At 75.5% G+C, this 16,190-nt stretch carries 1 pseudogene; it reads right to left on the bottom strand.

Annotation, left to right across the window (positions count from 1 at the left end):
• Positions 1–231: 231 nt before the first annotated feature.
• Positions 232–16,190 (bottom strand): annotated as a pseudogene (locus IH09_RS35350) (type I polyketide synthase); the annotation flags it as partial.

The raw sequence follows: 16,190 nt of genomic DNA, 5'->3' as shown, positions 1-16,190 counted from the left end.
CGCGGCCCGCACCAGGTCTGCCACTGCCATCGAGTCGATCGCCTCACCGGATGCGTCCGGTGCGGGCGGTGTGTCGCGGCCGACGAGCCGCAGCAGCGGTTCGAGGACGCCGCTGTCGCGCAGCCGGTCGATCGGTACCGAGGCCAGTACGGCCCGGATCTCTGTTTCGTCGTGGTCGGTCATGGGTCCCTCCTCCGGTACGAGCTGCTGGAGCACGTGCGCGCCGAGAGCGGCGGGTGTCGGGTGGTCGAAGACGAGGGTCGCGGAGAGCCGCAGACCCGTCGCCGCGTTGAGCTGGTTGCGCAGTTCGACGGCGCCGAGGGAGTCCACCCCGAGGTCGCGGAAGGACCGTTCGGCGCCGACGGCGTCCTGGTCCGGGTGGCCCAGTACCTGGGCGGCCCGGGTGCGGACCAGCTCCACCACGGTGTCGAGCCGTCGGGCCGGCGGCAGCGCGGCGAGCCGGCCGGCCAGGTCCGGGGCGCCGTCGGCCTCGTCCGGTGCGGCGGCGGCGACCAGTTCCCGGTAGCCGGGGAAGTCGCGCAGCAGCGCGCTCGGCCGGGCCCCGAAGGCGCCGACGTACCGTTCCAGGGCGACATCGGCGACCACGGCCGTCGGCTCCGCCTCGGCGACCAGCTGCCACAGCGCCGCGCAGGCCAGCTGCGGGTCCATGGTGCCGATACCCGCGCGCCGGGCGGCCTCGTCCGCCGCGGCTCCGTCGGCCATACCGCCGCCGCCCCAGGCGCCCCAGGCGATCGAGGTGGCGGGGAGGCCGAGGGCGCGGCGCCGTACGGCCAGGGCGTCCAGCACGGTGTTGGCCGCCGCGTAGTTCGCCTGGCCGGGGTTGCCGACGGCCGCGGTCGCGGAGGAGAACAGGACGAACGCCGACAGGTCCAGGTCCCGGGTCAGTTCGTCGAGCAGCAGCGCCGAGGTGACCTTGGCGCGGAACACCGCCGCGAAGCGGTCCGGGGTGAGCCGGTCCAGGATGCCGTCGTCGAGGACTCCGGCGGTGTGCACGACGGCCGTCAGCGGGTGCTCCGCCGGGATGTCCGCCAGTACGGCCGTGAGCTGCGCGCGGTCCGCCGCGTCCCCGGCGGCGAAGGTGACGCGGGTGCCCAGGCGGTCCAGTTCGGCGCGGAGTTCGGCGGCGTGCGGTGCCTGCGGTCCGCGGCGGCTGAGCAGTACCAGGTGCGGTACGCCGTCGTGGGCGAGGCGGCGGGCGACATGGGTGCCGAGCGCGCCGGTGCCGCCGGTGATCAGCACCGTGCCGGCCGGGTTCCACTGTCCGGAGGACCGGTCCGCGGGCGCGGCCACCAGGCGCGGTGCGAAGACCGCGGCGGCGCGTACCGCCGCCTGGTCCTCGCCGTCCCGGCCGGCCAGGACCGCGGCGAAGCGGGCGGCCGTCCGCTCGTCCGGCGTCACGGGCAGGTCGATCAGTCCGCCCCAGCGCTCGGGGTACTCCAGGGCGGCGACCCGGCCCAGGCCCCAGACGGCGGCCTGGGCGGGGCTGTGCAGTTCCTCCGCGCGGCCCACGGAGACCGCACCGCGGGTGACGCACCACAGCGGGGCGTCGATCCCGGCGTCCCCGAGGGCCTGGAGGAGTGCGGCCGTGAGCAGGAGTCCGGTCGGCACGCCGTCCGGTGCCGTCTCGTCCAGGGCCAGCAGCGAGAGGACTCCGGTGAACTTCCGGCCGGTTCCGGCAAGTTCGGCCGCCAGTGCGGCGCGGTCGGGGGCCGTGGCCGTCACCCGCACCACCTCGGTGCCCAGCGCGTCGAGTGCCGCCGTCACCCAGGGGTCGTCGGCCCGGTCCTCGGGGAGCACCGCCAGCCAGGTGCCGGCCGGGCCGCCCGTGGTCACGCCGGTGAGCGGCTGCCATGCGATGCGGTGCCGCCAGCCGTCCACGACGGAGCGGTCCTGCTGCTGCCGGCGCCAGTCCAGCAGCGCGGGGAGCACCTTCGCGAGGGCGTCGCCCTCGATGTCGAGGACGGACTCCAGGGAGGCGAAGTCCTCCTGCGCCACGGCCGCCCAGAACGCGTGGTCGGTCGCGCCGGCCTCGTCGGCGGCGGGCAGTGCCCGGCCGGCCGGCGCGGCCGGCCAGAACCGGCCGTGCTGGAAGGCGTATGTCGGCAGCTCCACGTGGCGGGCGCCGGTGCCGGCGAAGAACGCGGACCAGTGCGGGCCGCTGCCGTGCACATGCAGCCGGGCCAGGGCGGTGACGGCGGTGGCCTCCTCGTCACGTCCCTTGCGCAGGACGGGCACGGTCAGCGCCTCGTCCGGCAGGGTCTCGCGGGCCAGCGCGGAGAGCACCCCGTCCGGCCCCAGCTCCAGGTACGCGGTGACCCCGCGGGCCGCCAGCTCCCGTACACCGTCGGCGAAGCGGACCGCCTCGCGGACGTGCCGGACCCAGTACTCGGGCGAGCAGAGCTCCTCGGCCGTGGCCACCGCGCCGGTCAGGTTCGACACGACGGGCAGGGCCGGCGGCGCGAACGTCAGCCCGGCCACCACGGCGCGGAACTCGTCGAGCACCGGGTCCATCAGCGGGGAGTGGAAGGCGTGGCTGACCGGCAGCCGGGACTTCTTGCGTCCCAGCCGCTCCGCGATGTCCAGCGCATCGCGCTCGGCGCCCGAGACGACCACCGACGTCGGGCCGTTGACCGCGGCGATGGACACCCGGTCGGTCAGCAGCGGGGTGACCTCGTCCTCGGTGGCCTGTACGGCGACCATGGCGCCGCCGGCCGGGAGCCCCTCCATCAGCCAGGCGCGGGCCACCACCAGCCGGCAGGCGTCCGCCAGGGAGAACACTCCGGCGACGTGCGCCGCGGCGATCTCGCCGATGGAGTGGCCGGCCACGAAGTCCGGCCGCACGCCCCAGGATTCGACGAGCCGGAAGAGCGCCACCTCGATGGCGAACAGCGCCGGCTGGGTGAAGCCCGTACTGTTCAGCAGCTCCGCGTCCGTGCCCCACAGCACGTCCCGCAGCGGGCACTTCAGCTCCGCGTCGAGGTGGCCGAGGACGGTGTCCAGCGCGTCCGCGAACGCCGGGAACCGCTCGTACAGTTCGCGGCCCATCCCGAGCCGCTGGCTGCCCTGGCCGGAGAAGAGGAAGGCGAGCTTTCCGGTGCGCCCCGTCTCCCCCGCGATCACCTGCGGGGTGCCGGTGCCGGCGGCGAGGGCCGCGAGGCCGGCGCGGAGTCCGGCGCGTTCGGCGGCCGGCAGGACGGCCCGGTGCTCGAAGGCCGAGCGGGTCGTCGCGAGCGAGAACGCGAGGTCGGCGAGCGGGGTGTCCGGGTGCGCGTCGGTGTGCGCGAGGAGGCTGCGGGCCTGGTCGCGCAGGGCGCCGGCGGTCCGGCCGGAGAGCAGGACGGGCAGCAGCCCCGCCGCGCGGTCCGGCCCCGCCGGGACGGCCTCGGGCCCGGCGGCCGGCGCCTGTTCGAGGATCACGTGGGCGTTGGTCCCGCTGGCGCCGAACGACGACACTCCGGCGCGGCGCGGCCGGCCGGCGTCCGGCCAGGTGGCCGGTGCGGTCAGCAGAGTGGCGGCCCCGGCGGTCCAGTCCACGTGGGACGACGGGGTCTGCGCGTGCAGGGTCCTCGGCAGCGTGCCGTGCCGCATCGCCATGACCATCTTGATCACGCCCGCGACGCCCGACGCGGCCTGAGTGTGGCCGATGTTGGACTTCAGCGAGCCGAGCAGCAGGGGCCGCCGCGGGTCCCGGTCCTGCCCGTAGGTGGCCAGCAGGGCCTGTGCCTCGATCGGATCGCCGAGCTTGGTGCCGGTGCCGTGCGCCTCCACGGCGTCCACGTCGGCGGGGGCCAGACCGGCGTTGGCGAGGGCCTGGCGGATGACGCGCTGCTGGGCCGGGCCGCTGGGGGCGGTCAGTCCGTTCGACGCGCCGTCCTGGTTGATGGCCGAGCCGCGCAGGACCGCCAGGACGCGGTGGCCGTTGCGCCGGGCCTCGGAGAGCCGTTCGACGACGAGCATGCCCACGCCCTCGGCCCAGCCCGTACCGTCCGCGTCGTCGGAGAACGCCTTGCAGCGGCCGTCCGCGGAGAGGGCGCCCTGCGCGCTGAACTCGACGAATCCGGCCGGGGTGGCCATCACCGTCACACCGCCGGCCAGGGCGATGGAGCACTCACCCGAGCGCAGCGCCTGCGCGGCCAGGTGCAGGGCCACCAGCGACGACGAGCAGGCCGTGTCCACCGACACCGTCGGCCCCTGCAGGCCGAAGCTGTACGCCAGCCGGCCGGAGAGCAGGCTCGCCGACTGGGCGGTCTGCCACTGTCCGATCTCCTCCGGCGGCCGGTAGTCGCCGCTGCCGCCGCCGACGTAGACGCCGGTGCCGCTGCCGCGGAGGGTGGCCGGGTCGATCCCGGCCCGCTCCAGCGCCTCCCAGGCGGCTTCGAGGACGATGCGCTGCTGGGGGTCCATGACGAGCGCCTCGCGCGGTGAGATCCCGAAGAAGCCGGGGTCGAACTCCGCCGCGTCGTAGAGGAATCCGCCGTGGCCGGTCGCACTGCGGCCGCCGTGTCCGCCGGGGCGTCCGGTGAGCAGCGCGTCCAGGTCCCAGCCGCGGTCGGTCGGCAGCTCGCCCACCGCGTCGATGCCCTCGCTGACCAGGCGCCACAGGTCCTCGGGGGACCGCACACCGCCCGGGTAGCGGCAGCTCATGCCGATGATGGCGATCGGGTCGTCGTCGGCCGGGCGGACCACGGCCGCCGGTGTCGCAGGTTCGACCAAGTTCCCTTGGTCACCCATCAGTTGGGTGTGCAGGTGGTCCGCCAGCTCCGCCGGGGTGGGGTGGTCGAAGACGAGCGTCGCCGGGAGGGTGAGGCCGGTGGCGGCGGCGAGCCGGGTGCGCAGGTCGACGGCGGTCAGCGAATCGAAGCCGAGGTCGCGGAAGGGCAGGCCGTCCTCGACCACGTCGGTGCTCGAATGTCCGAGGACCTCGGCGACCTGGGTGCGGACGAGCGCGCGGAGGGTGTCCGAGCGTTCGGCGTCGGAGAGCGCCAGCAGGCGCCGCCGGTAGGCGTCCGCGGACGCTCCGGCGGCCTCGTCCGCCCGGTCGCGGCCGGCCGCTTCGATGGCCGTACGGGCCTCCGGCAGCTCGGCGAAGAACCGGCTGCGGCGCTGCGCGGTGGCGGCGGGGGCGAACACCTCCCAGACCACATCGGCCACCGTCACCGCGCTCTCGTCGTCGGCGACGGCGCGGCCGAGGGCGGCGAGCGCCGGTTCGGCGGCCATCGGCGGCAGTCCGCTCAGCCGCAGATGGGCGGCGAGGGACGGTTCCGTGCTGTCCGCCCAGGCACCCCAGGCGACGGAGAGGGCGGGTACGCCCCGGTCCCGGCGCTGCCGTGCGAAGGCGGCCAGGCGCGCGCCGAGCGCGGCCCGCTCGCCCTGCCCGCGGACGCCCCACACCCCGGCGACCGAGCTGAACAGGACGAACGCGTCCAGCGGCCGGTCGCCGAGCAGGTCGTCGAGGTGGCCGACCGCGGTGAGGGTCGCCGCGGTGTCGGTGTCGTCCGCCGCATGGATCACGGCGGTCAGCGGGGCGTGCTGCGGGACCGCGTCGAGGACGGCGGCGAGCGCGGCACGGTCGGACGGGTCGCAGGTGGCGACGGCCAGGGTGGTGCCGTACGGCGTCAACTCCTCGGTCAGCGAGGCCGTTTCGGCCGGGTCGAGGCCGGGGCCCGTCGTCAGTACCAGGTGCCCGGCGCCCTCGCGGGCCAGCCAGCGGGCGACCCCGCGGCCGGTGGGCGAGGTGCCGCCGACGACGAGGACCGTGCCGGCCGGCTTCCACGAACCGCCAGGGCCGGCCGGTGCGCGCACCAGGCGGCGCGCGTAGGTGCCGGTGGCCCGGACCGCGAGCTGGTCCTCGCCGTCGGGTCCGCCGAGCGCCCGGACGAAGCGGGCCGCGGCCGGTGCGTCCAGCGCCTCGGGCAGGTCGATGAGACCGCCCCAGCGCTCGGGGTACTCCAGCGCGGCCACCCGGCCGTCGCCCCATACGGCCGCCTGGCCGGGGTGGGCCAGGTGCTCCGTCGCCCCGACGGCGACGGCGCCGCGCGTGACGCACCACAGCGGTGCGTCGATACCGGCCTCGGCCAGCGCCGTCAGCAGCGCCGTGGGCCGGACCGCGGCGGGCGGCAGGGCGGCGATGCCGGTGCCGTCGGCCTCGGGTGCGGTCGGCTCGGCCGCCGCGAGCAGGGACACCACACCGGTGTACTCCGCGCCGTCGCGGTGCGCCGTGGCCAGGTCCCCGGCCTCGACGCGGACCGCGTCCTCGCCCAGGGCGTCCACCACGGCCGTGACCCAGGCGTCCCGGGCGGCCCCGGCCGGTACGAGCACCAGCCGGCGGCCGTGCGGCGGCGCCGAGTCGGCGGCGGGCAGCGCCGTCCAGGTTTCGCGGTAGCGCCAGGTGCCGGACGCGGACTGCTCGGTGCGGCGGCGCCGCCAGGAGGACAGCGCCGGGACCATCGCGGTCACGGTGTCGCCGTCCAGCTCCAGTGTCGCGGCGAGCGCGTCCACATCGCGGTCCTCGACCGCCGACCAGAACTCCGTGTCCGCGGCGTCGGGCGCGCCCGGCCGGGCGGCGGCCCGCGCCGGCCAGAACCGCTCGCGCTGGAACGCGTAGGTCGGCAGGTCCACCCGCCGGGCGCCCGATCCGGCGAAGAACGCGGACCAGTCCACGGCCACGCCCCCCACGTGCAGGCGGGCCAGCGCGGTGGTGACGGCCGCCGCCTCGTCGCGGTCCGCGCGCAGGACGGGCACGACCGTCGGCGCGGGCTCGGCGCCGTCGAGGCTCTGCTGGGCCATCGCGGCGAGCACCCCGTCGGGCCCGAGCTCGACGAACGCCGTCACGCCCGCGTCCCGCAAGGTGCGCACGCCGTCGGCGAACCGCACCGCCTCGCGGACGTGCCGGACCCAGTACGCGGGCGAGGTCAGTTCCTCGTCCGTGGCGAGGCGGCCGGTCAGGTTCGAGACGACCGGCACCTGCGGGTCCCGGAACTCCAGTTGACCGGCGATACGGGCGAAGTCGGCCAGCATCGGGTCCATCAGCGGCGAGTGGAAGGCGTGGCTGACGCGCAGCCGCCGGGTCCGCCGGCCCTGCTCCGCGAAGCGTGCGGCGAGTTCGAGGACGGCGGCCTCGGCGCCGGCGATGACCAGCGCGTCGGGGCCGTTGACGGCCGCGAGCGCCACGGACGCGTCCAGCAGCGGGGTGATCTCGTCCTCGGTGGCCTGTACGGCCACCATCGCGCCGCCCGTGGGGAGCTGCTGCATGAGCGTCGCGCGGGCGGCGACCAGCCGGCAGGCGTCCGGCAGGGCGAGGACCCCCGCCACATGTGCCGCGGTGAGCTCGCCGATGGAGTGCCCGGCGACGAAGTCGGGCCGCACCCCCCAGGACTCGACCAGCCGGAACAGCGCCACCTCGATGGCGAAGAGGGCCGGCTGGGTCCAGCCCGTGTCGTTCAGCAGCTCCGCCTCGGGCGTGCCGGCCGGGGCGAACAGCACCTCCCGCAGCGGGCGGGCCAGTTCGGTGTCCAGGTGCGCCAGCACCGCGTCCAGGGCCTCGGCGAAGACGGGGAAGTGTGCGTAGAGTTCCCGGCCCATGCCGGCCCGCTGGCTGCCCTGGCCGGAGAAGAGGAACGCGGTCTTCCCGGCGGTGTGGCCGGCCGTGCCGCGCGCCGCCTCCGTCACCCCGCCGTCGGCGGCGAGCAGCACCGCGCGGTGCGGGAAGGCGGTACGGCCCGTCGCGAGCGAGTACCCCACGTCCACGGGGGACGGTGCGCCGTCGTCTCCGGTGAAGGCGATCAGCCGCTCGATCTGCTGCCGCAGCGCCTCCTGGGTACGGCCCGACACGACCCACGGCACGAGCGCGGGAGCCGTCGCGGCGGGGCGTTCGGCGGCCGGTTCGGCGGCCGGTGCCTGCTCGATGATGACGTGCGCGTTGGTGCCGCTGACGCCGAACGCGGAGACGCCCGCCCGGCGCGGGTGGCCGGTCCGCGGCCAGGCGGTCGCCTCGGCCAGCAGCTCGACGGCGCCCGCCGACCAGTCGACATGGGACGACGGGGCGTCGAGGTGCAGCGTCTTGGGCAGGGTGCCGTGCCGCATCGCCAGGAGCATCTTGATGACGCCCGCGACGCCCGCGGCGGCCTGGGTGTGGCCGATGTTGGACTTGACCGCGCCCAGCAGCAGCGGGTGCGCCCGCTGCTGCCCGTACGTCGTCAGCAGGGCGTGTGCCTCGATCGGGTCGCCGAGGGTGGTGCCGGTGCCGTGTGCCTCGACGGCGTCGACCTCGGCCGCGGTCAGGCCCGCGTCGGCCAGCGCCTGCCGGATGACGCGCTGCTGGGCGGGGCCGTTGGGCGCGGTGAGGCCGTTGGAGGCGCCGTCCTGGTTGACGGCGGTGCCGCGGATGATGCCGCGGATCTCGTGTCCGTTGCGGACGGCGTCGGAGAGCCGCTCCAGGACGAGGACGCCGGCGCCCTCGGACCAGGCGGTGCCGTCGGCGCCGTCGGCGAACGCCTTGCAGCGGCCGTCGGGTGCCAGACCGCCCTGCGTGCTGAACTCGATGAAGGAGTCCGGGCTGGACATCACGGAGACGCCGCCGGCCAGTGCCAGTGTGCACTCCCCCGCGTGCAGCGCCTTGGCGGCCCAGTGCAGCGCCACCAGGGACGACGAGCACGCGGTGTCGACCGTGACCGCCGGGCCCTCCAGGCCGAGCGCGTAGGAGAGCCGGCCGGACATGACGCTGGCGGTGGTGCCGGTGGCGACATAGCCCTGGACGTCGGCGTCGGAGGCGCGCAGGACGGTGGAGTAGTCCTGGCCGTTGGTGCCGACGAAGACGCCGGCCGGGGTGCCGCGGAGCGTGGCCGGGTCGATACCGGCCCGCTCCAGGGCCTCCCAGCTCGTCTCCAGCAGCAGGCGCTGCTGCGGGTCCATCGCGAGGGCCTCGCGCGGGGAGATGCCGAAGAAGCGGGCGTCGAACTCGGCGGCGCCGGTGAGGAATCCGCCCTCGCGGGTGGCCGAGGCGCCCGCGGCGAGGGCGTCCAGGTCCCAGCCCCGGTCGGTGGGGAAGGCGGAGATGCCGTCGCGGCCGTCGGCGAGCAGCTGCCACAGCTCCTCGGGGGTGGCCACGCCGCCGGGGAAGCGGCAGCTCATGCCCACGACGACGACCGGGTCGTCGGCGGCGGGGGCGGTGGTGGCCGGCGGCGCGGCGGTCTCGGGCAGCGAGCCGTCGAGCTCCGCCAGCAGGAACCGTGCCATCGCCAGCGGGGTCGGGCTGTCGTACACGAGGGAGGCGGGCAGGTTCAGGCCGGTCGCGGCCGACAGGCCGTTGCGCAGTTCGAGGGCGGTCAGGGAGTCGAAGCCGAGGTCCTTGAAGGCCCGTTCGGGTTCGACGCGGCCGGCGTCGGTGTGCCCGAGCACTCCGGCCACGAGGGTGCGCAGCAGGTCGAGCAGGTGGTCGGCGCGCTCGGCGGCGGGCAGTGCCGCCAGTCGCTGCCGCAGCTCCGGTTCGCGGGGCCCGGCGGCGTCCGGGCCGGTGACCACCGCGGCGTCCTCCCGTACCTCGGGCAGGTCTGCCACGAACGGTACGGGCCGGGCGGCGGCGAGGGTGCGGACGAAGCGGCGCCAGTCGATATCGGCGATGGCGACGGTCGTGTCGTCGTGTTCGATCGCCTGCTGGAGTGCGGCGATCGCCTGCCGCGGCGGCAGCGGGGCGAATCCGCCACGGCGTACCCGGCTCTCGATGTCCGCGGTGCCGGCGACCATACCGGCGCCCGCCCAGGGGCCCCAGGCGACGGAGGTCGCGGTCCGGCCGAGGGCCCGGCGGCGTTCGGCGAGCGCGTCCAGGTAGGCGTTGGCCGCCGCGTAGTTGCCCTGGCCCGCGGCGCCGATGACGCCCGCGGTCGAGGAGAACAGGACGAACGCCGACAGGTCCATGCCCTCGGTGAGCTCGTCGAGATGGCGCGCCGCGACGGTCTTCGCACGCAGTACGGCCGCGAAGTCCTGCGGGGTGAGCGCCGCCACGACGCCGTCCTCGACGACGCCCGCGGTGTGGAAGACGGCGGTGAGCGGGCGGTCCTCGGGGATACCGGCGAGGACCGCGGCCAGGGCGTCCCGGTCGGCGGCGTCGCAGGCGGTGAGGGTGACCTGGGCACCCGCCGCGGCCAGTTCGCGGCGGAGTTCGGCGGCGCCGGGCGCGTCGGGGCCGCGCCTGCTGGTGAGCAGCAGGTGTTCGGCGCCGAGCTGGGCCAGCCAGCGGGCGACCTCGCTGCCGAGTCCGCCGGTGCCGCCGGTGACGAGCACGGTGCCGGTGGGGCTGTAGGCGCGGCGGGCCTCGCCGGCGGCGGGGCTGTGGGTGAGACGGCGGGCGTAGACACCGGAGGCGCGGACGGCCACCTGGTCCTCGCCGCGCTCCGCGGTCAGCATGTCCACGAGGCGGCGGAGCGCGGTGGCGTCGAGGTGCTCGGGCAGGTCGGCCAGGCCGCCCCAGCGCTGCGGGTGTTCGAGTCCGACGACCCGGCCGAGGCCCCAGACGGCGGCCTGTTCGGGGGTGCGTACGGGCTCGGAGCGGCCGACGGACACGGCGCCGCGGGTCACGCACCACAGCGGGGCGTCGATCCCGGCGTCGCCGAGCGCCTGGACGGCGGTGGCCGTCAGCAGGAGGCCGGCGGGCACGTCCGCGTCCGGCGCCTCGTCGACGACCGCGAGCAGCGACAGGATTCCGGTGAACTCGCCTGCTTCGAGGGGCAGTTCCGCGAGGCGCTCGCCGAGCGCCGCCCGGTCGGGTGCCGTGACCTCGATCCGTACGGTCCGATCGCCGAGGGCGTCGGTGACGGCGGTGCACCACGCGTCGTCCGCGGTACCGGCCGGGGACAGCACCAGCCACGGCCCCGGGGTGGCGGTCGGCGCGGTGGGTGCGGTCAGCGGCTTCCAGGTGACCCGGTAGCGCCAGGTGTCGGTGCGGGACTGCTCGTCGCGGCGGCGGCGCCAGGCGGTCAGCGCCGGGACCATCGCGGTCACGGTGTCGCCGTCCAGCTCCAGGGCCGCGGCGAGCGACGCCACGTCCTGCTGTTCCACGGCCGACCAGAACTCCGCGTCCACCGCGTCGGCTTGGACCGCGGCGGCCGTCCGCTCCGGCCAGAACCGCTCGCGCTGGAAGGCGTACGTCGGCAGCTTCACCGGTCGCGCGCCCGATGCCGCGAAGTCGGCGTGGTCCGTGTAGGCCGCGAAGTAAGCGGCCCAGTCCACGGTCACGCCCCGCACCTGTACGCCGCTCAGCGCGGCGGTGACGGTGCGGACCTCGTCGCGGTCGCGGCGCAGCAGCGGCAGCAGTGCCGTGCGCCGTTCGTCGGTCAGGCTCTCGCGGGCCATCCCGCACAGCACCCCGTCGGGGCCGACCGCCGCCACCGACACCCGGTCGGTCAACAGCGGCAGAACCTCGTCCTCGGTGGCCTGCACCGCGACCATCGCCCCGCCCGCCGGGAGCGCCTGCATCAACCGGCCGCGCGCGGCGACGAGCGTGCAGGCGTCCGCCAGGGACAGCACACCCGCGACATGCGCCGCCGCGAGTTCACCGATGGAGTGCCCGGCGAGATAGTCGGGGCGGACGCCCCAGGACTCGACGAGGCGGAACAGCGCGACCTCGACGGCGAACAGCGCGGGCTGGGCGTAGCCGGTCAGGTCGAGCAGGGCGGCTTCCGGTGTGCCGTCCGCCGCGAAGATCACCTCGCGCAGCGGGCGGTCCGTGGTGGCGTCGAACCGGGCGAGCACCGCGTCGAGGGCATCGGCGAACACCGGGTATCGGTCGTACAACTCCCGTCCCATGCCCTGCCGTTGGCTGCCCTGGCCGGTGAAGAGGAACGCCAGCCCACCGTGGCCCGTGGTGCCCTGGAGCAGACCGGGGGCCGGTGCGCCGTCGCGCAGCGCCGTCAGGGCGCGCAGCAGTTCGCCGTGGTCCCCGGCCACGACCGCCGCGCGGTGCTCCAGGGCCGCGCGGGTGGTGGCCAGCGCGTACCCGAGGTCGGTGAGGTGCATACCGGGCCGGTCCGCGACGAAGGAGAGCAGCCGGCCGGCCTGGGCGCGCAGCGCGGCGTCACTCCGGGCCGACACCAGCAGGGGTACCGGCTCCGCCGCGGGCGCCGGTCCGTCGGTGGGCTCGGCGGCGGGTTCGGTGGCGGGTTCGTCGGCGGGAGGTGCCTGTTCGAGGATGGTGTGCACATTGGTGCCGCCGAGCCCGAAGGAGGACACACCGCCCCGGCGTGGGTGCCCGGTTTGCGGCCAGTCGCGCTGCTCGGTCAGCAGGTCGATGGCCCCGGCCGACCAGTCGACATGGGACGACGGGGTCTCGGCGTGCAGGGTCCTCGGCAGGACGCCGTGCCGCAGCGCCTCCACCATCTTGATGACGCTGGCGACGCCGGACGCCATCTGGGTGTGGCCGATGTTGGACTTCACCGAGCCGAGCAGCAGGGGACGGGTGCGGTCCTGGCCGTAGGTGGCGAGCAGGGCCTGCGCCTCGATGGGGTCGCCGAGGGCGGTGCCGGTGCCGTGGCCCTCCAGGGCGTCGACATCGTCGGGACGCAAACCGGCATCGGCGAGGGCGTGGCGGATGACGCGCTGCTGGGAGGGGCCGTTGGGGGCGGTCAGCCCGTTGGAGGCGCCGTCCTGGTTCATCGCGCTGCCGCGCACCACGGCCAGCACGTCGTGTCCGTTGCGGCGGGCGTCGGAGAGCCGCTCCAGCAGGACGAGGCCGACGCCTTCGGCGAGGGTCATCCCGTCGGCGGCGTCCGCGTACGCCTTGCAGCGGCCGTCGGCGGCGAGGGCCCGCTGCCGGCTGAAGCCGATGAAGGCGTTGGGGGTGGCCATGATGCTCACCCCGCCCGCGAGGGCGAGGGTGCTCTCGCCGTTGCGCAGGGACTGGCAGGCGAGATGGATGGCAACCAGGGAGGAGGAGCACGCAGTGTCGAGGGTGACCGCCGGGCCCTCCAGTCCGAAGAGGTAGGCGACCCGGCCGGACAGGATGCTGGGGAGCGTGCCGGTGACCATGTGGCCCTCGGCGGCGCCGGCGGCGCCGAGGTCGCTCGCCGCGTAGTCCTGGTAGCTCGCGCCGATGAAGGTGCCGGTCAGCGTGGACCGTACGGAGACGGGGTCGATGCCCGCCCGCTCGAAGGCTTCCCACGCGGTCTCCAGCAGCAGCCGCTGCTGCGGGTCCATGGCGAGCGCCTCGCGCGGCGAGATGCCGAAGAACCCGGCGTCGAAGTCCGCGACCTGCCGCAGGAAGCCGCCCTGGACGGAGTAGCTCTTGCCCTGGCTGTCGGGGTCCGGGTCGTAGAGCCCGTCGGCGTCCCAGCCGCGGTCCTCGGGGAAGCCGGAGATGGCGTCGGTGCCGTCCAGGACGAGGTCCCACAGCTGGTCCGGCGAGGTCACCCCGCCGGGGTAGCGGCAGCTCATGCCGACGATCACGATCGGATCGTCATCGGTGGCGGACGGCGCCGCGGCGGCGGCCGGCGGGGCCTCGGTGCCGGCGAGTTCGGCGCGCAGGAAGCCCGCCAGGGCGGCCGGGTTGGGGTGGTCGAAGACCATGGTGGTCGGCAGGGTCAGACCGGTGACCGCGGCGAGCCGGTTGCGCAGGCCGACGGCCGTGAGGGAGTCGAAGCCGACATCGCGGAAGGCGCGCCGGTCCGACAGCGCCTCGGAGGAGGTGTGGCCGAGGACGGTGGCGGCCTCACCGCGCACCAGGTCCAGCAGGAGCCGTTCCTGCTCGGCGGCGGGCAGCGCCCGCAGCCGGGCCGCGAACTCCGCCTCCCCGGCGGGGCCGTCCGCCCGCGCGGCGGCTTCGGTCAGCTGCCGGACGTCGGGGATCTCGTCGAAGAGGGTGGTGGGGCGGGTCGAGGTGTAGACGGGGTGGTAGACGTCCCAGTCGACATCGGCGACGGCGACGGCGGTCTCGTCGTCGTCCAGGGCGCGCCGCAGTCCGGCGAGCGCCAGCTCGGGGTCCATGAACTCCAGGCCGCTGCGGCGGATCTGCTGCGGGTCGACGCGGCCGAGCTGGAGGTCGTCGGCCCAGATGCCCCAGGACAGGGCGGTGCCGGTCAGGCCGCGGGCGCGCCGGTTGTCGGCGAGCGCGCCGAGGAAGGCGTTCCCGGCGACGTACGCGGCGTGCCGGCCGCTGCCCCACATCCCGGCGGTGGAGGAGAAGAGCACGAAGGAGTCGAGGGCGTCGTCGGCCAGCAGTTCGTCCAGGTGCCGGGCGCCGGCGACCTTCGCGTCGACGACCCGCGCGAACTCGTCCAGGCCGGTCTCCGCCAGCGTCTGGAGCTCGATCACGGCGGCGGTGTGCACCACGTTGCGGAGGGTGTGCCCGTCGGCCTTCAGCCCGGCGAGCAGTGCGGCGACGGCGTCGCGGTCGGCGACATCGCAGCCGATGACGGTGGCCTCGGTGCCCGACTCGGCGAGCTCGGCGACCAGTTCGGACGCCCCAGGGGCCTGCGGGCCGCGGCGGCTGACGAGCACCAGCCGCTCCGCGCCCTGTCCGGCGAGCCACCGTGCGACGTGCCGGGCGAGGGTGCCGGTGCCGCCGGTGATCAACGTGGTACCGCGAGGCGTCCAGGTACCGGCCGGCCGACGCTCCTCGGCAGCGGCCCGCACAATCCGGCGCGCGAACACCCCCGAGGCGCGGACCGCAAGCTGATCCTCACCACCGGCCCCCGCCAGCACAGCAGCAAGCCGCTGCCCCGCCCGACGGTCCACCACCACCGGCAGATCCACCACACCGCCCACCCGCTGCGGATGTTCCAGCGCCGCGGTCCAGCCCACACCCAGCACCTGCGCCTGATCGGGGTTGATAACCCGGTCCGAACGCCCGGTGGACACCGCGCCCCGGGTCAGGCACCACAGCGGCGCCTCCAACTCCACGTCACCCAGGGCCTGGACGAGCGCGACGGTGAGGGCGAGCCCGACGGACAGACCGGGATACCCCTCACTCGGCTCCTCCGCACCGGCCAGCACGGACACCACACCCGCGAGATCCCCGACACCGGCCAACCGCTCCACCAGCACCGCACGATCCACACACGCCTCATCCAGCACCAACCGCCGCACCTGCGCACCACCGTCAGCCAGCGCAGTGCTCACGTCCTCGTCCTGGACGCCCTCGGCGGAGACCAGCAGCCAGGTGCCCGACAGCGCCGGCCGTGCGGGGACGTCCAGCGGCCGCCAGTCCACCCGGTACCGCCACGCGTCGACCGTCGAGCGGTCACGCCGCTGCCGCCGCCAGGTGGAGAGCGCGGGCAGCACGGCGGCGAGGGACTCCTCGTCGATGTGCAGGCTCCGGGTGAGCGTCTCCAGGTCCGCCTGCTCCACCGCGGTCCAGAACGCGGCGTCGGCCGGATCGGCCGCGGCGGTCCCCTCCGGGTCGGCGGGCACGAGCCAGAAGTGCTCGTGCTGGAAGGCGTACGTGGGCAGGTCCACCCGGCGGGCGTCCGTACCGGCCCAGGCCGCCGCCCAGTCGACGGGCACGCCCCGGACGAACGCCTCGGCCAGCGAGGTGTACACCCTGCGCAGCCCGCCTTCGTCGCGGCGCAGGGTGCCGACCGCGACGGCGGCCTGGCCGCCGACGGTGTCATCGATCATGTCCTGGATCCCGACGATCAGCACGGGGTGCGAGCTGACCTCGATGAACGACCGGTACTCGGCGCCCAGGAGGTTGCGGACGGCTTCCTCGAAGCGCACGGTCTGCCGCAGATTCCGGTACCAGTACTCGGCGTCGGTCGCGGCCGTCTCCAGCCAGTCGCCGGTCATGGTCGACAGGAACGGCACCTCCGGCCGCCGGGGCTTTACGGGGGCGAGTACGTCGAGCAGCTCCTCACGCAAGTCCTCGACCTGCCATCGGAACGGACATCATCCCGCCCCGCCCCGCCAACCGCCGCCCAATCGCCTGACTCCGCAGCGCCACCACCCGCGCCCCGTCCTCCAACGACAACGCGCCGGAGACGACCGCGGCCGCGATCTCCCCCTGCGAATGCCCGATCACCGCATCCGGACGCACACCATGCGCCCGCCACACCGCCGCCAACGACACCATCATCGCGAACGACGCGGGCTGCACCACATCCACCCGCTCCAACGACGGCGCACCCTCAACCGCCCCCAACACCTCCGTCAACGACCAGTCCACGAACGGCCGCAGAGCCTCCTCA

The sequence above is a fragment of the Streptomyces celluloflavus genome (genome assembly GCA_000720995.1).
In the GTDB taxonomy this organism is placed as follows: Bacteria; Actinomycetota; Actinomycetes; order Streptomycetales; family Streptomycetaceae; genus Streptomyces; species Streptomyces celluloflavus.
Note: the sequence above shows the minus strand (reverse complement) of the source record. Positions and strands in the feature narration are given on the sequence as shown.